Raw genomic sequence first — 19,743 nt, 5'->3', positions numbered from 1 at the left:
GATTTACTCCGCCGTATCGGCCAGCAAGGTTTTCAAGCGCCGCCGGGCATGGAACATGCGCGTCTTGACGGTGTTCACGGGGCATTCCATGATGCCGGCAATCTCTTCATAGCCCATGCCATGGTAATACGTCAGGTTGACCACCATGCGCTGCTCCAGCGGCAGCATGCCGAGCGCCTGGCCCACGCGCTGCTGCAACTGCTGCTGGATGAAACCGGCCTCCGGCTCGTGCATGGCATCGCCAAACAGCAAATCCGGGTCGGCATCGACCGGTTCGTCCCGATGCCCGATCGCCTTCAGCGCCGTGCGGTAGGCGATGGCAAAGATCCAGGTCGACAGTTTGCAACTGCGGTCAAACGTGTCGGCGCGGCGCCACACCACCAGCATGGCATCGTTGATGATTTCTTCGATCAGCGCCGTATTGTGCGTCATGCGGTCGAGAAACCGCGCCAGCCGCGAAAAATACGCCCGGTACAGGGCTTCAAAGGCGCGCCGGTCGCCATCGATGATCTGGCCGATCAGCCGCAAGTCGCCCGATTCATCGCGGCCATGGCCAGTCCTGGCCTGCGGCGACTCGGTATTTTTTCTCAGTAATCCGAACATCGACAATTCTCCATTTTCAACCGTTTATACCGTGCCGGCATAAAAAGGTTCAATCCGTCGCGTTCAAACTTCCGGGGGACGATAGCAGCCCCTATTTTACCGGCTGCGCAAGCTCCGGAGTACGGCCTAAAACAAGTAAAATAGGGACTTGCGCCGCGCGCACCCCTTGCCCGCCGCCCTCGCTGGCAGTCCTCTTTCTTATTTGGAAATACATGAACGCCCTGATGCACGCCAACTTTGGCATTACCGATTTTTGGACTTTTTTACTCGGCACGATCTTTATCGTCATCCTGCCCGGCCCCAATTCCATGTACGTACTGTCGGTAGCCGCCCAGCGCGGCGTGCGCACCGCCTACCAGGGCGCTTGCGGCATTTTTCTCGGCGACATCATCCTGATGGTGCTGTCCGCCTGCGGCGTGGCCTCCTTGCTGAAAACCAGCCCGGCCCTGTTCCACGTGATTAAATTCATCGGCGCCGCCTACCTGGGCTGGATCGGCCTGCAGATGCTGATCGGCTGCTGGCGCAAGCTGCGCGCCGGCGACGCCAATGGCACGGCCACGCCGGTCGTTGCCGTGCAAGAGAGTAATCCGTTTCGCAAGGCCCTGATCATCAGCCTGATGAATCCGAAAGCCATCCTGTTCTTCATTTCCTTCTTCATCCAGTTCGTCGATCCGCAATTCCACTCGCCTGCCATATCCTTCATCGGACTGGGCCTGATTTGCCAGATTTGCAGCTTTACCTATCTGACAGCGATTATTTTCGCCGGCGCCCGCCTGGCTGACGCCTTCCGCCGCCGTCGCCGCCTGTCGGCCGGCATGGGCGGCGGCGTGGGCGTCATGTTCATCGGCTTCGGCGCGAAACTGGCCACCGCCACCCTGTAATCGTCATCACCGGAGACAACCTTGACCGAGACCGAACTGCGCCTGCAATGCCACACCGCCCTGCCGGGCCATCGCCAGCCTACGCCGGCCGATACCTTTGCCGCCATGTCTGCGTGGTGCGCCGACAACAATATCGTCCACGACATCTACGGCGAGGGTCCGTTGATCGGGCAGTTCGAACAAAAGATCGCCAGCCTGCTCGGCTATGAAGCGGCGGTGTTCTGCGTCACGGGCACCATCGCGCAATCGGTCGCCATGCGCCTGGCCTGCCAGGACCGCGGTTCATCACTGGTGGCATTGCACCCGACGGCGCACGTGCTGCGCCACGAACGCAGCAACCATGAGCTGTTCGGCACCTTCCAGGGCTTGAGCATCGGCGACCCGCACCGGCCATGGACGGCGGACGACCTGCGCGCCGTGCCCGATGTGCTGGGCGCGGTGCAGCTGGAACTGCCGATGCGTGAAATCGGCGGCCAGTGCCCTTCGTGGGAAGAACTGGAAGCCATCAAGCGCCACTGCAAGGCCAACAACATCCACCTGCACATGGACGGCGCCCGCCTGTGGGAAACCCAGGCCGCCTTCGGCCAGGGCCTGTCCGCCATCTGCTCCGGCTTCGATTCGACCTACGTATCGCTATACAAGGGACTGGGCGGCATGGGTGGCGCCGTACTGGCCGGCAGCCGCAGTTTTATCGGGCGCGCGCGCGCCTGGCTGCACCGCCAGGGCGGCAACACGTATCACCGCACGCCGTACGTGGTGGCCGCCGCGATGCAGTTCGATGCCCGCCTGACCGCCATGCCGCAGTATTTTGCGCGCACCCTGTGGCTGTACGAGACGCTGCGCGACTATCCCGCCATCGCCGTCAACCCGGCCAAACCGCAAGCGAACATGCTGCACCTGCACCTGCCCGTCTCGCGCGAAAAGGCCATCGCCATCCGCAACCAGGTGGCGCGCGAACACGGCATCTGGCTGTTCGGCCGCGCCAGCCACGCCGCCCTGCCCGGCCACAGCTATGTGGAATGGTATGTGGGCGATAATTTGCTGGGGATGGAAGACCAGCAAGTACGCAAGGCACTCGCTTTGCTGGTGCAAGGGTTTTAAGAGGAAACCCTTGAATGGCCGGGGTCGTACCTGCAGGGTACGACCCCAAAAAAAGCGCCCGCAGGCGCTTTTTTCACATCAGGGCATCGCTTAGAACTTGTAGTTGTAAGCCACGCCCAGCAACTGCATGCGGGTCTTGAACAGGCCCTTGGTGGTTTCACCGTTGCCGGTGCAGCCAGGCGTCACGGGCGAGCAGTTGTTCGTGTAGTTCACGCCGGCGTCCTTGAAGTCCAGGAAGCTGTAGGCCAGGTCCAGCGAGGACTTGTCATTGAGCTTCCAGTTGGCGCCGATCGAGTATTGCATGCGGTCGCTGTCCGGCAAGGCCGGGTGGCGCAGTTCATCGTTCTGCACCGGCGCCTGGTCGTGGGCGATACCGGCACGCAGCAGCAGGTTGTCGCTGTACTTGTAATTGGTGCCGAGCGAAATGCGGTAGGTATCCTTCCAGTTCTGGCGGATGCGCTCAGCGCCTTCAGCGGTCGGCGGGAACTGGATGTCCAGGTTTTGCAGGCGCGACGTGCGGCTCCAGGTCACGTCGCCCATCAGCGCCCATTTGGCGTCCAACTGGTGGAAGGCGTTGAGCGACAGGGTTTCCGGCGTACGCACTTCAACCAGCGCCTGCGAATTGACCTTGCCCGAGGCGGCAGAAATAAAGCCATTCACGGCGGCGTTGTTCGACACTTGCGAGAAGTCCCAGATGGTGCTTCCCTTGAGCTTGTGCGAGATCGACGAGCGGTAGGAAATACCGAAGCGCGTGCCTTCATTGAGCTGGTACAGATAACCAAGGTTGAAGCCGAAGCCCCAGTCGTGGCCATCCATCTCGGCATGGCCATCGCCGGCATTTTTCAGCGCCAGGCCGGCGGCTTGCGCGGCAGCCAGGCCCTGGGTCTGGGCGATATTGCCGAGGAAAGCTTGCGCCGCGGCCGGCGCGTGGGCGTTCAGGAACGCCACCGTGCCCGGCACGTCTACGGCCTGGCCCAGTTCCGCCTTCATGTATTCGGCGGTGATGCCGAAACCAAACGAGTGGTGTTCATCGAGCTTGAAGGCCACCGATGGATTGAGCGCGATCGCTTCGAGCTTGATATTGGTGATCGCGTAGCGGCCGCTCCATTGATTGCCATAATCGAGCTTGGCGCCATATGGCACGAACAGGCCGGCGCCGATGGTCCATTGGTCGTTGATTTTCTTGCTGGCGTAGACGGCCGGCGCGAAGACGGCGTCGGGCGCGTAATCCTTGGCGGCGCCCGTCGTCGGACGTCCCGTAAAGGTGGTCGAACCGGTGTCCTGGAACGAGGAATGCGGCAGCACCAGGGTACCGCCGCCAACGATTTGCGTGCCGTCCAGGCGCGACAGGCCGGCCGGATTGTAGAAGATGGTGGAAGCGTCGGCAGCTTCGGCGCCGTTGGCGTCGGCCGTACCCTGGCCGGACACGCTTTGCGAGCCGAAACGGTAACCGGAAGCCTGGGCGGTGGTCGACATGCCGGCCAATGCGGCGGCAACAATCAGAGGAAGGTATTTAATTTTCAATTGAGTCTCTCTTTATTATATGGCTTGCTTATTTAGCATCGGGCATCGACTGCGCCCGCCTGGCTTGACATGCGGTCGTGAACTCCAATCCAGGACCGCATGCATGCAGCATATAATATTTTTTAAAAAAAAGCGAACGGTCGCTCTTTTTATTTCGAGGGACTTTCAAGGCTGACAACAAGCGGGGAAGCGTGCCCGGCAACGGCGCTGTACGGCGGCAGGACGCGCGATTTTTGGGGGATCAGGAAGCGCTTGAGCATCAGTTCCAGCATCTGCTCGGCAGGCACCGGGCGCGACACATAATAGCCCTGCACTTCGTTGCACTGCAGCGCGCGCAGGATCTCCAGCTGCTCGGCCGTTTCCACCCCTTCGGCCACCACGCTCATGCCCAGCGCATGGGCCATCGACAGGATCGCGCGCACGAACACTTCGCCCTGCTCCGAGCGGCCCAGCTCCATGGTGAAGGCGCGGTCGATCTTCAAGCCATCCATGGCAAACTTCTGCAACTGCGACAGCGAGGAATAGCCGGTGCCGAAATCGTCGACCAGCAGCCGCACGCCCAGCGCACGGATTGCCGCCAGCTGTTCCACGGCGCGGTTCTGTTCATCCATCATGGCCGATTCCGTGATCTCGACTTCGATCAGGCGCGCCTCGATGCGGTGCCGGGCCAGCGCCGACGCCAGCACTTCATGCACGTCGCCGCGGCCGAACTGGCGCGCCGAGACGTTGATCGAGACCGGCACCAGCTCCATGCCATAGCCCTTCCAGCGCGCCATCTGCTGGCAGACTTTTTCGATCACCACTTCGCCCAGCTGCGAGATCAGGCCGCTGCTTTCGGCCACGGCGATGAATTCCAGCGGCGGCACCATGCCGTGCAGCGGATGCATCCAGCGCACCAGCGCCTCCATGCTGCACAGCTGGCCGCTCATGGCGTCCACGCGCGGCTGGTAGACCACCAGGAACTGGTCCTGCTCCAGCGCCGACACCAGGCTTTGCTCCAGTTCGCGCCGGTTGCGGATGGTTTCAAACAGTTCGGGCTGGAAGAAACGGTGATGGCCCTTGCCCGCCGCCTTCACCGCGTACATGGCGATGTCGGCATTCTTCAACAGCACATCGGTCTCGCTGCCGTCGCGCGGATACAGGCTGATGCCGATCGAGGCGCCCATCTTGTGGCGCTCCAGCCCCAGGTAAAACGGTTCATCGAAAGCGAGGGCGATGCGCTGCGCCACCTGCTCGGCGCGCTCCTCGTCTTCCATCGGATCGAGGATGACGATAAATTCGTCGCCGCCCAGGCGCGCCACATGGTCGCCCGGCCGCAGCACGGCTTTCAGGCGCAAGGAGGCGGCGCGCAGCACCTTGTCGCCCTGCGCGTGGCCCTGCGTGTCATTGATATCCTTGAAGCCATCGAGGTCGATGAACAGCAGCGCCAGCATATGGCCATCGATGGCCGCGCGCGCCAGGGCATTGGGCAGGAATTGCTGCAGCCAGTGGCGGTTCGGCAGCCCCGTCAGGCCATCTTCGTTGGCCAGGCGGCGTAAATCCCGCTCGTGTTCCTTGGCCGTGCTGATGTCTTGCAAGGTGACGGCCAGGCGCTCGCCGCTGCGCACCAGGCGCCGGCGTATCCAGCGCAGCTGGAACGGGTTCCCCTCCTGCAGCTCGATCTCCTCTTCCGAGAAGCCGGACTCCATGGCGGCCCGGTAGCTGTGCATCAGGTCGCGGAAATACTGTTCATGGGCGCGCTCCTGCATGCGCATGCCCAGCAACTGGTCGCGCCGCACGCCAAAGAAGCGGGCGCCCGGCTCATTGCAGTCGACGATCTCGAAATCGATGATCGCGCCCGCTTCATCGCGCAGCGCGGCGATGATATAAAAGCCGTCACTGGTGCCTTCGGTGGCCATGCGGTAGGCATTGCGCACGCCCGCCGACAGGTGGTGGCGCCAGGCCAGGCGCAGCGACAGCACGGTGGCGATCACGGTAAAACCCATCAGCAGCAGGCTGACGGCCGCCGCGATCCACATATAGATGGTGCGCGTTTCTTCGTAGGGATGCAGCACTTCCACGTCGGCCAGGCCTACCACGGCCGTAAACGGATAGGCTTTCAAGGCTTGCCAGCCCACGTAGCGGGCTTGCTTGTCGGAAAACGCCACCCGGCCACCCGACTGGATCGAGCCGCTATCCGTTTCCAGGAAACTGGTATCGAAGAAGGGCGTGCCCTGCACCGGCAGGACGCGTGTACCGAGGCGCGTGCTGAACAGCTCGCCCTCTTCGCCCACCATGGCCGACATGCCGAATTTGCCGAAATTGACGCTGTCGTAGAACTCCGAAAAATAGGCCGAGTGGATGGAAATGAGCAGCACGCCGTCAAAATTGCCATCCGCATCTTCCAGCCGGCGCGTGAAGTGCACCAGGGTGTCGTCATCGCCCTTGGCCACGCCGTCATTGACGCGCCCCAGGCCGATGCGCAAGGCGCTGGAATTGCTGCGCCAGTGCCGCAGCAGGAAATCGCTGCGCTCGCTGGTGCGCAAGCGCTGCAAGGGCGCCGTGGCGGTGACGGCGTGTCCCTTGCGGTCGAGGATGGCCACGATGGCAAATTGCGGCAAGGCGTACATGCCCTGCGTCTTCAATTCATCGAGCCGCAGCCGGCCCTGCGATTTTTCCCATTCGTATTTCAGCTGCAGGGTCAGCTGGTCCATCTGCTCCAGGGTGCGCAGCAGATACTGGCTGTAGGCCTTCGATAGCGAGGCCACACTGTCGAGCGCCTGCTGCTGCGCCACCTTCTTTTCCGCTTCCAGCTGCAGCAAGGTGGCCGTCCACAGCACGGCGCACAGCGCCAGGCAGAGCAAGGGCCACGCCAGGATCAGGCGCAGATTGGCCTTGAGGAAATCAGTGCGGCTCATTTCCACCACGGCAGCGTTATTATTATTCACAAATTGTCGCAAAAACATGGTGCAGCATCTGCCGTTTCTATATTGTTACTCTGGAGACACACAAGTTACCACAGAGTTAAAAAGTAAGGTGTGACGCCTGCAATATTATGTAAAGGTTCACCACCCTGGCAGCCTCGCCCGGTCCGCCGCGCTGCGTTACAATCACCATCCTTACCGTAGTAACGCCGGAGCACAATATGCAGCAATACCAAGATTTGATCAAAACCGTCCTCGAAACGGGCAGCTGGCAAGACAACCGCACGGGTATCCGTACGCTGAGCGTGCCGGGCGCCATGATGCGTTTCGACCTGGCCCATGGTTTCCCAGCCGTCACCACCAAAAAGCTGGCGTTCAAATCCGTGATCGGCGAATTGTGCGCCTTCCTGCGCGCTTCGCGCAATGCGGCCGAGTTCCGCGCGCTCGGCTGCAAGGTATGGGACCAGAACGCCAATGAAAACGCCCAATGGCTGGCCAACCCGTATCGCGAAGGCGAGGACGACCTGGGCCCCGTGTACGGCGTGCAATGGCGCCAGTGGCCAGCCTACAAACTGCTCGACGCCAAGCAGGCCGAGCAAATTGCCGATGCGCAGAAAAACGGCTTTACGGTGGTTGCGCCCATCGTCGAAGACGGTGTGCAAAAAGTATTGCTGTACAAGGCCGTCGACCAGTTGCGCGAGTGCCTCGATACCATCATCCACAATCCCGGCAGCCGCCGCATCCTGTTCCACGGCTGGAACCCGGCCGTGCTGGACGCCGTCGCCCTGCCCGCCTGCCATTTGCTGTACCAGTTCATCCCGAACGCCAATACGCGCGAAATCTCGCTGTGTTTATATGTACGCAGCAACGACATCGGCCTGGGCACGCCCTTCAATATCGCCGAAGGCGCGGCCCTGCTGCACCTGGTCGCCCGTCTGACCGGCTACACGCCGCGCTGGTTCACTTATTTTATCGGCGACGCCCACATCTATGAAAACCACCTGGAGATGGTCAAGGAGCAATTGAACCGCGCGCCCTTCCCGGCGCCCCAGTTCCTCATCTCGGACCGCGTGCCCGAATTTGCCAAGACAGGCAAATACGAACCGGAATGGCTGGAAAAGATCGAACCGTCCGATTTCTCGCTGCAAGGTTACGAACACCACGCCCCCATCACGGCGCCCATGGCGGTCTGATGGCGGCGGCACCGCTGGATATACGCGCCATCGCTTGCGCCAGCTTCGTCGCGTTTATTGCTGGGCTGTCGGGAAAAACAGACTGAAGCACGTCACGCCATCCCGGCTTTCGGCGTTCCACTTTCCTTGATGCAAGGTCATGATGCTGCGCACGATGGCCAGGCCCAGGCCGCTGGAGGATGACGATGCATGGCGCGACGGGTCGGCGCGGTAAAAGCGGTCGAACAGCCGGGCCAGGTGGTGTTCGGCGATGGTGGGGCCGGTGTTTTCTACCGTGATGGTAGTGCCATCCGCACCGTGGTTTGCCGCCAGGACGATGTCGCTGCCCGGTTCGGCATAGTGCACGGCGTTGGCCAGCAGGTTGGCCAGGGCGCGGCGCAGCAGGACGGCGTCGGCCCAGACGGTTCCCTCGCCATGCAGCACCAGGCGCACGTCGCGCTCTTCGGCGGGACCTTCGAAATAATCGGCCAGACGCTGGAATTCCGCCTGCACATCGACCGCCTTGCGCTCGATCACGTGATCGGCGTGCTCCGCCCGCGCCAGGAACAGCATGCTGTCGGTCATTTTCGACAGGCGCTGCAGTTCTTCGAAATTCGATCCCAGCAGCCGTTGGTAATACTCCACGTCGCGGCGCTGGCCCAGCGCCACTTCCGTCTGGCCCAGCATATTGCCGATGGGCGTACGCAAGTCGTGCGCCATGTCGGCCGAGACCTGGCTCAGCTGCGTGAAACTGCTTTCCAGCCGGTCCAGCATGCCATTGAATCCTGTAATCAGCGGCAACAGCTCTTGCGGTGCGCCCACCGTATCGATGCGCACCGACAGATTGCGGATGCCGATCGCACCCGTCTGCTCGGCCAGTTTGCGCAGCGGCAACAAGCCACGCCGCGCGATCCAGTAGGCCAGCAGCGCGCTCAGTACCGACATGATGGCTGCCAGCAAGACGATCTGGTCGCGGTAATTGCCCAGCATGCGCGTGCGTTCCGTCAGCAAGCGCCCCGAGGTGATCAGCAAGGGCGCTTGCGCATGGCTGGTAATGGCGGCGGCGGAAACGGCGATAAACGGCGTGCCGTCCGATTCGAGCCGATGATGCACGGCGTCCAGCGCCAGCGGCGTATCGGCCGCCACCGGCTTGACGTCGGGCAAGCGGCTGTTGCCGGGATTGACTTCGATCAGCGGCGCCTGGCCCGGATATTGCAAGACCAGCAAGGCTTCGCGGTTGCCCAGCATATTGGCGAACAGATGCGGTTTCTGGCGTATCAGGTCCACCACGTCCACATCGCGCAGCAAGGTGCGCAGCTGGTCGACCCGGTTGACCAGCGCCGCATCGTCGCGCACGGTCAATTGCTGTTCCAGCGCCCGGTACAAGGCATAACCAAGCGTGGCCGTGGCGGCAAAGGTCAGCAAGGCGAACAGCAGCGCCAGCCGGTTGATCAGCGAATGCGATTGTCCGGCCAGCTTCATGTTTCCTCTTCGAAACGGTAGCCCACGCCATGCACCGTATGGATCAGCCGGGTGGCGAACGGTTCGTCGATCTTTTGGCGCAAGCGCCGCACGGAGACATCGACTACATTCGTGTCGCTGTCGAAATTCATGTCCCACACGCGCGAAGCGATCAGCGAGCGCGACAATACTTGCCCCTGGTTCGAGGCAAAAAAGTGCAGCAGGTTGAATTCCTTGTTGGTCAGGCTGACCCGCGTGCCAGCGCGCACGACCTTGCGCTTGGGTACGTCGATCTGCAGGTCGGCGATGGCGATCACGTCGTCCTGGCGCACTTGCTGGCCGCGCCGCAAGGCTACCCTGATGCGCGCCAGCAATTCCGCAAACGAAAACGGCTTGACCAGGTAATCGTCGGCGCCCAGCTCCAGGCCTTTCAGACGGTCATCCAGGGTGCCGCGCGCCGTCAGGAACAGCACGGGCGTGCCGGTGCCCAGCTTGCGCATGACTTCCCAGCCATCCATTTCCGGCATCATCACGTCAAGCAAGATCAAGTCGTAGCGCAACTCTTGCGCCATGAACAAGCCATCGCGTCCGTTTTGCGCCAGGTCAACCACATAGCCGGCTTCCGTCAAGCCGTTGCGCATATACTCGCCCGCCTTGGGTTCGTCTTCGATGACCAGGATTCTCATGCCGGCGCTCCCTTTCTATTGTTCATGATCCATGATGATCACAGTATGGCGCAAGCACGGCAACAGCGGCATGACACAAAAATGACAAAAAAATGACAAATGCGCTACCCGACTGCACCATCTTACGCCAGCAAACCATGCTGCCGCGCCAGCTTCAGCCAGTCCGGATACTCCGCCATCAGCAAGTCGTACAGTTCGGCGTCGCTGTGCTCGTCGGGTGAGCCGACGGAAAAATAATTGGCATTATCGATCAGCCGCCCGCCCAGCTCATCGAGCTTTTCCAGGAACGGGAAATCCGAATCGGCAAACGCGGCCAAAAACTTGCTTTTCGACTTGCGGCCCTTGCCGATGCCCATGAATTGCCAAAAGATCGCTTCATTGCTGGCCCAGCGCAACTGTTTTTCAGTCGTGGCCTGGTCGCTGGTGCCGCCATCGGTGACAAACATCACGTACACGGGCAACTCGGCCTTCAACGGCCGGCTGCGCTCCTGGCCCTGGGCATCGGGGAAATAAAACGCGCGGATCGCTTGCATGGCCTTGCCGTAGCGGGTATCGCCTTCCAGCGGATGCAGTTGAATGGCGCGCTTGACATAGGTGGTGCAATTGCCCAGGTCCATCGGGTCTGGATGGTGCACATCCTTACCGAACAGAAACACATCGATCTCGCCATCGTCGTCGAACTTGCAGCCCAGCGCCAGGATGCGCTCGGCAAACTGCTGCACCAGCCCTTCTTTATAGAGCCGCCCCATGGAGCCGGAAATATCGAGGCACAGACAGACCTTGGCGCGGTGCGCCGACAGGCCGACCTTTTGCAGCGACACGCCGGCCTGCTTGACCAGGCTGACCAGTTGCGGCGCTTCGCGCGCCACGCGCTTTTCCAGGGCTATCTTTGCCGGCGCACTAGCGGGAGCCGTAGCGGGAGCCGTAGCGGGGGCCGTAGCGGGGGCCACTTCGCCACCAAAATGGCGCACCAGCGCATCGAGGCCGCCATTAAAACCTTGTCCGACAGCCATGAAACGCCAAGCGCCATCCTTGCGGTACAGTTCGCCCAGCATGACGGCTTTTTCTTGCGCGAAATCGGCGGCGGCAAACGGAAAACGGGCCAGTTCGCGCCCGCCTGCCAGCAGGCGCAGATAACCGGATGCCATCTGCGACATGACGGCGCCACCATCGATACTGGCCGCCACCACGATGCGCTCGATGCCGGCGGGCAAGCGCGGCAACTGGAAAGCGAAGGCGGCATGGTCGCCACCGCTGGCGGGCCGCACTTCCACCCCGCCGCACGGCGTGCGCGGCTGGTTGAAGAAGGTCATATAACGTTCATCCGACAGCTTGCCGGCGCCATCGAGGCCGAAACAGGCAAAATCGAGCGTCAATCCCTGTACCGCGACGCCAACCTCCAATACGCCATCTGGCACGCGTTGTGCCAGCGGCAGCCGCTGGCCTTTTGACAGTACATCCATGTTCTTCCTTGCAGAAAATAAGAGCGCGGCCAGCCTAACATAATGCCTTGTGGAAAGCCTGCACCCAACTGTGCCGCGCTCGACCGTGATCGTCAAAATGACCGATAATGCCGCGATAACAAACAAGACATACTGTGACCATGACGAACAACTTGCCGCAAGACCCGATGCGGCTGGACCTGATTCCCGGCACCCTGTGCGACGAACGGCTATGGGCGCCCCTGGCCTCAAGGCTGGGCCAGGCTTACGTTTGCAACTATATTCCCTTGCAGCAAGCCAGTACGCGCCAGCAAATGCAGGAATTGATCGCCAGCCACAGCGCACCGCAATCGCACCTGGTGGGGTTTTCGCTGGGCGCCTACCTGGCCATCGAACATGCAGTGGCCCATCCGGAGCGGATAAAATCGCTGATCCTGATCGCCAATTCCGCCAGGGGCTTGATGCCGGCAGAAATTGAAGCGCGCGAGCGCATCGCCAACATGCTCAAACGCAACGCTTATGCGGGCATCACGCGCCAGCGCCTGCGCGAATTGTTGCATCCCAGTCATTTGCAAGATGGGTCCATCACGGGCGTGATCGAGCAAATGGGCCTCGACCTGGGCAAGGACGTGTTGCTGACGCAATTTGCCACCACCATTCACCGGCCCGACCTGATGGACCGCTTGCCTGCATGCTCTTTTCCCGTGCTGATCGTCGGCGCCGAGGACGATCAACTGGTGCCGGCCGCCGACTTGCGGGCCATGGCGCAGCGCTTGCCGCATGCGACCCTGCACATGGTGAGCGGCGCCAGCGGCCACATGATTCCGCTGGAACAGCCAGAGGAACTGGCGACCGCCATGCGCGCGCATTTGAAGACATTTGGAGCACTTCCGCAATTTCAACCGCAATTTCAACGATAATGACGGGCATAGCGCTGTGCGCCCACCAAATGAATCAATCAATGAGCTTACTGACCATCATCGTCGCCACCGACCAGCAAGGCGGCATCGGCATCAACAATACCTTGCCATGGAAACTGCCGGAAGACCTGGCCCACTTCAAGCGGCTGACCACGGGCTACCCGATCCTCATGGGCCGCAAGACGTTTGATTCGATCGGCCGGCCGCTGCCGAACCGCCGCAACATCGTCATCACGCGCAATCCCGCATGGCGCCACGAGGGCGTGGAAGCGGTAACTTCCGTGGAAGCGGCGATTGCCCTGCTGGACGGTGCGCAAGCGTATGTGATCGGCGGCGCCGAAATCTACAAGCAGTCGCTGGCCTTGACGCAGCGCCTGATCGTGACGGAGATAGCCCAGACCTACGCTTGCGACGCGTTTTTCCCGGCCATCGACCGTGCCGAGTGGCAAGAAACGGCGCGGGAAGAACACGTGGCGGCCAATTCGGGTTTGCCGTATGCCTTTGTGACCCTGCAAAGAAAAGCCTGAAATACCAGATTCGAAGCAAGAATCTTGCTGTCAATGCCGTGTTCTGGCGCTGTCATACGGTTGTCATGGCGCTGTCACACCGTTGAGGCAAGCTAAGGCAGGTTTTTTGTAGTTTCTATATGATATTTTTTTCCCGCAGACGCTGCATTTCTGCGAGAATCCCGTTCTTAATTTTTTTATGCGACTGCCAGGCATGACTCACCGCTTAGCCGTCGCGCCCTAGTCCGCCCCTCCATACAAGTCAGGGGCGGCTTGCTTTTTTGGAGACATGCATGAAATTCCGTTTCCCCATCGTCATCATTGACGAGGATTTCCGTTCTGAAAATACGTCCGGCCTGGGCATTCGCGCCCTTGCCGCCGCAATGGAAAAAGAAGGCATGGAAGTGCTGGGCGTGACCAGCTACGGTGATTTGTCGCAATTTGCCCAGCAACAATCGCGCGCGTCGGCCTTCGTGCTGTCGATCGACGATGAAGAATTCGGTTCCGGCTCGGTCGAAGACACCGATATCGCGCTGAAGTCCCTGCGCGCCTTCGTCGAAGAAATCCGCTACAAGAACGCCGACATTCCTATCTATATGTACGGCGAAACGCGCACGTCGCGCCATATCCCGAACGATATCCTGCGCGAACTGCACGGTTTCATCCACATGTTCGAAGATACGCCGGAATTCGTCGCGCGCCACATCATCCGCGAAGCGAAATCGTACCTGGACGGTCTGTCGCCGCCATTCTTCCGTGCACTGGTGCACTACGCCAATGACGGCTCCTATTCCTGGCACTGCCCTGGCCACTCGGGTGGCGTGGCCTTCCTGAAGTCGCCGATCGGCCAGATGTTCCACCAGTTCTTTGGTGAAAACATGCTGCGCGCCGACGTCTGCAACGCCGTGGAAGAACTGGGCCAGCTGCTCGACCATACCGGCCCTGTGGCCGCTTCCGAGCGCAACGCGGCGCGCATCTTCAATGCCGATCATTGCTATTTCGTCACCAACGGCACCTCGACCTCGAACAAGATGGTCTGGCACTCGACGGTAGCGCCAGGCGACATCGTGGTGGTCGACCGTAACTGCCATAAATCGATCTTGCACTCGATCATCATGTGCGGCGCAATTCCCGTGTTCCTGATGCCGACCCGCAATCACCTGGGCATCATCGGCCCGATTCCACTGGCTGAGTTCACGCCGGAAAGCATTGCCCGCAAGATCGAAGCGAATCCGTTCGCCCGTGAAGCCAAAAACAAGAAACCGCGCATTTTGACCATCACGCAATCGACTTACGACGGCGTGATCTACAACGTGGAAACCCTGCGTGAAATGCTGGACGGCAAGATCGATACCCTGCACTTCGATGAAGCATGGTTGCCGCACGCCACCTTCCACGATTTCTACAAAAACATGCACGCCATCGGCAAGGACCGTCCGCGCGCCAAGGAATCGATGATCTTCTCGACCCAGTCCACGCACAAACTGCTGGCCGGCCTGTCGCAGGCGTCGCAAATCCTGGTGCGCGAATCGGACCAGGTCAAGCTGGACCAGGACGCCTTCAACGAAGCGTACCTGATGCACACCTCGACCTCGCCGCAATACTCGATCATCGCTTCCTGCGACGTGGCCGCGGCCATGATGGAAGCGCCGGGCGGCACGGCGCTGGTGGAAGAATCGATCATGGAAGCGCTCGATTTCCGCCGCGCCATGAAAAAGATCGACCAGGAATGGGGCAAGGACTGGTGGTTCCAGGTGTGGGGTCCGGACAACTTCAACGACGAAGGCATGGGCCAGCAGTCGGACTGGATGATACGCGCCGAGGACGACTGGCACGGTTTCGGCGACCTGGCTCCCGGCTTCAACATGCTCGACCCGATCAAGGCCACCATCGTCAACCCGGGCCTGTCCCTGGATGGCCAGTTCGGCGAGACGGGCATTCCTGCGTCCATCGTCACCAAATACCTGGCGGAACACGGCGTCATCATTGAAAAATGCGGCCTGTACTCCTTCTTCATCATGTTTACCATCGGCATTACCAAAGGCCGCTGGAATACCTTGCTGACGGCGTTGCAACAGTTCAAGGACGATTACGACAAGAACCAGCCGATGTGGCGCATCCTGCCGGAATTCGCAGCAGCCAACCCGCGCTACGAAAAAATGGGCTTGCGCGACCTGTGCCAGCAAATCCACGATTTCTACAAGGCCTACGACGTGGCGCGTTTGACCACGGAAATGTATCTGTCGGACATGATCCCCGCCATGAAACCGTCGGAAGCCTTCGCCAAGATGGCCCACCGCGAAATCGAGCGCGTGGCCATCGACGACCTGGAAGGCCGCATCACGTCCATCCTGCTGACGCCGTACCCACCGGGCATCCCGCTGCTGATCCCTGGCGAACGCTTCAACAAGACCATCGTCGACTACCTGCGCTTCGCACGCGACTTCAACGAGCGCTTCCCCGGCTTCGAGACGGACGTGCATGGCCTGGTCAAGCGCGAAGTCGATGGCAAGCGTGGCTACTTCGTGGACTGCGTGAAGCAAGACTAAGCAATACCCTCAGCAAATGAACGCCGCCTGGTCCTGGATCAGGCGGCGTTTTTTTATGGCGCACGCTTATGCCAGATCAAGCGCCTGTGATGGCCCGCTTCTATGATGAGCGGCTGACGCGCTTGCGGCGGTGCTTTGGGTGGCAATATGGCGTTCACGGTTTTGCTGGAAGTACTGCAGCAGGCGGCGGCCGGCAGTGGCGCCTTGCTGCTCGCCGCCTTGAAGCAGGCTCAGCTCACGATCGTGCGGCACGGCGAGTATGGGGACACCGGCCATGGCCTGGTGCTGTTTTCCGAAACCACGCCCCTCGTGCTGCAAGCGCTGCCTGGCTTGTGCGGCAAGCATCGCGTGCTGGCGATTGCCGCCTGCGCTGCGCCGCCCAGCTGTGAGCAGCAGCGGGCCGTGATCGCGGCAGGTCCGCTCGATCTGCTCATCTGGCCATCTGGCCATCGGGCATGATCGCCGTGGATCAGGTACTGGCGCGGCTGCGGCGCTGGCAAGCGGTGGCGCAGTTGCTGGCATCGACCGCGGTCGATGGCAGGCTGGCTGGCGGCAGCCACACCTGGCTTGCCTTGCTGCATGAGGTGGTGGAAATCGCCGCCTTCAGCCAGGCGTCCATCTTGATCACGGGCGAAACAGGCACCGGCAAGGATGTCCTGGCGCAGCTGATCCATCGCCTGAGCGCCTGTACCGGCGGCTTCACGGTGCTCGACTGCACTACCCTGTCGCCCGAGCTGGGCGGCAGCGAACTGTTCGGCCATGAACGGGGCGCCTACACGGGCGCTGCCAGCGCGCGCGACGGCGCGTTTGCGCTGGCCGATGGCGGCGTACTGTTTCTGGACGAGATAGGCGAATTGCCCTTGAGCATGCAGGCGCAGTTGCTACGGGCGATACAGGAACGCCAATACAAGCGGGTAGGCGGCAACAGCTGGCAACCGACGCAATTTCGCCTCGTCTGCGCCACCAACCGCGAGCTGGAAGCGGAGGTGGCGCGGGGCGCCTTTCGCGCCGACCTGTTTTACCGCATCGCCGGCTGGCGTTGCCGTACGCCGCCGCTGCGCGAACGGCAAGACGATATCTTGCCGCTGGCACATTATTTTCTGCAGGAACTGGCGCAGCTGGCACGGCAAACACCACCGCCGCTGGACCCGGCCGTGCGCGAATACCTGCTGCTGCGCGACTATCCCGGCAATGTGCGCGACTTGCGCCAGACCGTCACCCGCCTGTGGCACCGCCATTGCGGCCCCGGCCCCATCACCATCGGCGCACTGCCACCCGACGAAGCACTGCTGGCGCCAGCGTGGCCCGACCCGCAATTCGAAGCAGCCATCGGCCGCGCCCTGGCCCTGGGAATGGACTTGCCCAGCATCACGCGCAGCGCCACCGAGACCGCCATCCGCCTGGCGCTGGAAGAAGAACAAGGCAATAACCAGCGCGCCGCCGCCCGCCTGGGCATCACCGACCGCGCGCTGCAGATACGCCGCAAGGCAGCCGGCGCCAGAAACAATGGTGTTGCATAGCTATAAGTTGCTTTAAATCAAAGCAATAGTGCCCTCACGTCCAGTCGCCCATCACCACGATGCGGTTGCCGCGGCGGCGCCAGCGGCCACTTTCCTCATCCATGGGAGGTGGCCCCGACCGGAAATACGGCAAGTGCCGGTGCAAGGCGCGCGTCACGGCGCTGTCCAGCGCGCGGGAACTGCCATCGCCATCGGCCGCCAGCCGCGCCGCCTGGCCGGCGATACGCACGAAACGGCGCGCCATTGCCAATTCTTCTGCTTCCTCCCGCTGCGGGCTTGCTTCCGCAAACTCCCTTTCCAGCGCGCTGCTGGCGGCCTTGCCCAGGGCCGTCCCCAGCGCCGTGCCCACGCCGGGAATCGGGATCACCGAGCCCAGCGCGGCGCCAAGGAAGGGCAAGGCCGTCCTGGCGACCGTTTTCAGGACTGCTCCCAGCGGCGCGGCCACCTTGCCGATCGCCGAACCCGCCTTTTTGAGCCCCTTCCACGCACTTTTCAAGATATTGCCGAGGAATTGCTCCAGCTCCGTCTCGCTGCCCACTGACAGTAATTCCATGGCCAGCTGTAACTCCTCTGCTTCGCTGAACACCATGGCGCCCTGCCTGCCCGGCCGGCTTTCTCCAAACTCCAGCACTTCAAAGGCCACGCCGGCTCGCCGGCGGCATGCCGCGCAGGTACATTCCGCTTGATGCATGATGACCTCCCCGTCGTCAGATCCACGTCTCGCCCAGCACCGACAATTCCAGCTCGCGCCGCTGATTTGTCAGCACCCCGCGCCGCGTGGCAAACATGTCGTCGTGGATGCGCCGCTCGATGCTGCGCCGCTGCGCCGCCGACGACAGCGGCGCCACATACACCTGGTGGCCGCGCATATCGATACCCAGTATCTGGCCGCACAGCCGGTGCTGCAGCAGGCGGCGGCGCAAGTCGTCCGTCTGGCCACTGTAGGCCCGTTGACGGCCGCCCGCGTCGAATTCGATCAAATACAGGCCGGGACCCGTGCTATGCGGATCGCGCACGGCTGCATCGAGCGGCCCCAGCGACCGATAGCTCAGCGCAGCCGCTTCAGGCAGGCGCGCCAGGGTGGCGGCCAGGGTCGCCGGCACTTCCCCCTCGCTGCCGTCCGGCGCATCGCCCGGCGCATCGGCTTGTCCATCGTCCTGTCCCGCCGGCAGCGGATACAGGCCTGGCCAGCCCCCGTAGCGGGGCGCCAGATAGGGAAATGGATACGCATGCGGCAGCGGCGTGCGGCGCGGCTGGTAGCGCAGTGGCGCCGGCCGGCGCGGACCGCGCAGCGGCGCACGCACCCTGGCGCCGCCACCGCCGTAACGCCCGCCGCCCGCGCGCCAGCGCTCCCCTTCCCATTCGCCTTCCCACGCCTCTTCCCGCTGGCTGTTCGCCTGGCGATGCACTTGACGATGAAAGGGCAGTACTTCAAATAGTTCGTCCATAACGCCTCCTGTGCAACTGTTTAAGGATGGCCATCGCCTGCTCCAGTTCATGTGGCGCATGGTCGGCCCGCAATAAAAAAGTCAGCGCGCCCTGCCCATATTGCTGCCCCTGGCCAAGCGCCAGCACGCCCGCCGCCTGCAATGGTCCTGCCAGTCCCGCGCAGCCGGGCAAGCGCTGCACGGGAAAATCGCCGCCCCGGCAAGCGATGCCTGCTTGCGCCAGGCCGCCACGCCATTGCGCGACCCGTGCGGCCAGGCGGGAACGCAAGACGTCGCCCCACTGCGCATTGACGTCCAGGGCGCGCCGCGCCGCCGCCAGCACCGCTGCCGATGGCGGGCTGCAATGCACGCGGGTCTGGCTGCACGCCGCGAAGCGCTGCAGCATGGCCGCACTGCCCGCCAGCACGGCCAGCGGCACACCGAAGCCCTTGGCCAGCGACGCACCGATGAGTATGTGATCGCCCCGCAAGCCCTGCGCGCGCAGCGAACCGCCGCCCTGCGGTCCCAGAATTCCCAGCACTTGCGTATCGTCGAGCAGCAGATAACCGCCGCCTTGCCGCGCGACCTGCGCATAGCGGGCCAAGGGCGGCGCGCTGTCGCAGCCAGGCTGGTAGCCATCGGCCAGAATCAGCGGCCGGCGCTCCTGCCGCGCAAAATCACTGACCAGTTGCTGCAGGCGGAGGTAATCGCCGGCGTAAAACAGCTTCAGCGGCAAGCCCCGCGCCTGCGCCAGGGCAGCAGCCCAGCGCGCCACCGGATAACTGCCACCATCGGCCAGGATCGCCAGCCGGTCGGCCGCCAGCATGCCGAAGACATCGAAAAACAGGTGCAAGGTGGATGGCAGCAGGCAGGCTGCCTCGCAGCCCTGCAGCCGCGCCAGGCTGGCCGCCACCCGCCGCGCGCCAGCCGCTTCCTGCAGCGCCGCCGGCTTGCCCAGGGTGAGCGCCTGCCACGGCGCCAGGGCCGGCGATGGATGGCGCATGCCCAGGTACAGGGCGCTGGTGAAGTCGCGCATGCGCCGCCTTGT

Annotated in this window: 17 protein-coding genes; 8 read left to right on the top strand and 9 right to left on the bottom strand. The window is 62.3% G+C overall.

All coding sequences use genetic code 11. The annotated features are described in order from the left end of the window. Nucleotides 1-3: 3 nt before the first annotated feature. Complete coding sequence (locus ACL9RI_RS05025) at nucleotides 4-603, bottom strand: RNA polymerase sigma factor (RefSeq protein WP_422725481.1); 600 nt, start codon at nucleotides 601-603, stop codon at nucleotides 4-6. A 212-nt stretch (nucleotides 604-815) separates the two neighbouring features. Between ACL9RI_RS05025 and leuE the strand changes: the two genes are divergently transcribed. Next, on the top strand, nucleotides 816-1,484 hold the full coding sequence (leuE, locus tag ACL9RI_RS05020) for a leucine efflux protein LeuE (protein WP_422725480.1): 669 nt from the start codon (nucleotides 816-818) through the stop codon (nucleotides 1,482-1,484). Nucleotides 1,485-1,505: 21 nt separating this feature from the next. Next, nucleotides 1,506-2,585: a threonine aldolase family protein gene (locus ACL9RI_RS05015; protein ID WP_422725479.1), complete on the top strand. Its 1,080-nt coding sequence runs from the start codon at nucleotides 1,506-1,508 to the stop codon at nucleotides 2,583-2,585. Nucleotides 2,586-2,675: 90 nt separating this feature from the next. Here the strand turns inward: ACL9RI_RS05015 and ACL9RI_RS05010 are convergent, their stop codons facing one another. Both ACL9RI_RS05010 and ACL9RI_RS05005 read right to left on the bottom strand, forming a co-directional pair. Beyond that, a complete protein-coding gene (locus ACL9RI_RS05010; RefSeq protein WP_422725478.1) occupies nucleotides 2,676-4,109 on the bottom strand; it encodes an OmpP1/FadL family transporter in 1,434 nt (477 codons plus the stop codon). A gap of 149 nt (nucleotides 4,110-4,258) precedes the next feature. Next, nucleotides 4,259-7,036 (bottom strand): bifunctional diguanylate cyclase/phosphodiesterase, encoded by a 2,778-nt coding sequence (locus tag ACL9RI_RS05005; RefSeq protein ID WP_422725477.1) that lies wholly within the window; start codon nucleotides 7,034-7,036, stop codon nucleotides 4,259-4,261. A gap of 197 nt (nucleotides 7,037-7,233) precedes the next feature. Here ACL9RI_RS05005 and ACL9RI_RS05000 point away from each other — a divergent pair, with 197 nt between their 5' ends. Further along, complete coding sequence (locus tag ACL9RI_RS05000) at nucleotides 7,234-8,205, top strand: thymidylate synthase (RefSeq protein WP_422725476.1); 972 nt, start codon at nucleotides 7,234-7,236, stop codon at nucleotides 8,203-8,205. 54 nt (nucleotides 8,206-8,259) lie between these two features. On the opposite strand, the gene ACL9RI_RS04995 is transcribed toward ACL9RI_RS05000, so the two are convergent. The 3 genes from ACL9RI_RS04995 to ACL9RI_RS04985 form a co-directional block, all read right to left on the bottom strand. Next, nucleotides 8,260-9,666 carry a heavy metal sensor histidine kinase gene (locus tag ACL9RI_RS04995; RefSeq protein ID WP_422725475.1) on the bottom strand — a complete coding sequence of 469 codons (1,407 nt, stop codon included), beginning with the start codon at nucleotides 9,664-9,666 and terminating at the stop codon, nucleotides 8,260-8,262. Continuing rightward, complete coding sequence (locus tag ACL9RI_RS04990) at nucleotides 9,663-10,331, bottom strand: heavy metal response regulator transcription factor (RefSeq protein ID WP_422725474.1); 669 nt, start codon at nucleotides 10,329-10,331, stop codon at nucleotides 9,663-9,665. Before ACL9RI_RS04990 ends, ACL9RI_RS04995 begins: the two co-directional genes overlap by 4 nt. 122 nt (nucleotides 10,332-10,453) lie before the next feature. Next, nucleotides 10,454-11,794 carry a VWA domain-containing protein gene (locus ACL9RI_RS04985; RefSeq protein ID WP_422725473.1) on the bottom strand — a complete coding sequence of 447 codons (1,341 nt, stop codon included), beginning with the start codon at nucleotides 11,792-11,794 and terminating at the stop codon, nucleotides 10,454-10,456. Between the two features lie 140 nt (nucleotides 11,795-11,934). Between ACL9RI_RS04985 and ACL9RI_RS04980 the strand changes: the two genes are divergently transcribed. The 5 genes from ACL9RI_RS04980 to ACL9RI_RS04960 all read left to right on the top strand — a co-directional run bounded on the left by ACL9RI_RS04980 (nucleotide 11,935) and on the right by ACL9RI_RS04960 (nucleotide 17,268). Beyond that, nucleotides 11,935-12,693 carry an alpha/beta fold hydrolase gene (locus tag ACL9RI_RS04980; RefSeq protein ID WP_422725472.1) on the top strand — a complete coding sequence of 253 codons (759 nt, stop codon included), beginning with the start codon at nucleotides 11,935-11,937 and terminating at the stop codon, nucleotides 12,691-12,693. A 41-nt stretch (nucleotides 12,694-12,734) separates the two neighbouring features. After that, nucleotides 12,735-13,220, top strand: coding sequence for a dihydrofolate reductase (locus ACL9RI_RS04975; RefSeq protein ID WP_422725471.1), 486 nt, complete (start codon nucleotides 12,735-12,737; stop codon nucleotides 13,218-13,220). Nucleotides 13,221-13,492: 272 nt separating this feature from the next. Beyond that, on the top strand, nucleotides 13,493-15,748 hold the full coding sequence (locus ACL9RI_RS04970) for an Orn/Lys/Arg decarboxylase N-terminal domain-containing protein (protein WP_422725470.1): 2,256 nt from the start codon (nucleotides 13,493-13,495) through the stop codon (nucleotides 15,746-15,748). A 147-nt stretch (nucleotides 15,749-15,895) separates the two neighbouring features. Next, on the top strand, nucleotides 15,896-16,207 hold the full coding sequence (locus tag ACL9RI_RS04965) for a hypothetical protein (RefSeq protein ID WP_422725469.1): 312 nt from the start codon (nucleotides 15,896-15,898) through the stop codon (nucleotides 16,205-16,207). Next, entirely contained in the window at nucleotides 16,204-17,268 is a 1,065-nt protein-coding gene (locus ACL9RI_RS04960; protein WP_422725468.1) for a sigma 54-interacting transcriptional regulator, read from the top strand. The genes ACL9RI_RS04965 and ACL9RI_RS04960 overlap by 4 nt, the downstream gene beginning before the upstream one ends. 34 nt (nucleotides 17,269-17,302) lie before the next feature. Here the strand turns inward: ACL9RI_RS04960 and ACL9RI_RS04955 are convergent, their stop codons facing one another. From ACL9RI_RS04955 to ACL9RI_RS04945, 3 genes are read right to left on the bottom strand one after another with little or no spacing between them, the layout of a single operon-like run. After that, entirely contained in the window at nucleotides 17,303-17,959 is a 657-nt protein-coding gene (locus ACL9RI_RS04955) for a hypothetical protein (protein ID WP_422725467.1), read from the bottom strand. Nucleotides 17,960-17,975: 16 nt separating this feature from the next. Next, the gene (locus ACL9RI_RS04950; RefSeq protein ID WP_422725466.1) at nucleotides 17,976-18,716 is read right to left on the bottom strand and encodes a hypothetical protein; all 741 of its coding nucleotides are present in this window, start codon (nucleotides 18,714-18,716) and stop codon (nucleotides 17,976-17,978) included. After that, complete coding sequence (locus ACL9RI_RS04945) at nucleotides 18,700-19,731, bottom strand: aminotransferase class I/II-fold pyridoxal phosphate-dependent enzyme (RefSeq protein ID WP_422725465.1); 1,032 nt, start codon at nucleotides 19,729-19,731, stop codon at nucleotides 18,700-18,702. Before ACL9RI_RS04945 ends, ACL9RI_RS04950 begins: the two co-directional genes overlap by 17 nt. Nucleotides 19,732-19,743: the final 12 nt, after the last annotated feature.

The organism is Janthinobacterium sp. Mn2066 (genome assembly GCF_049319705.1).
Classification (GTDB): Bacteria; Pseudomonadota; Gammaproteobacteria; order Burkholderiales; family Burkholderiaceae_D; genus Janthinobacterium.
This window is presented reverse-complemented; position numbering and strand designations above follow the sequence as displayed.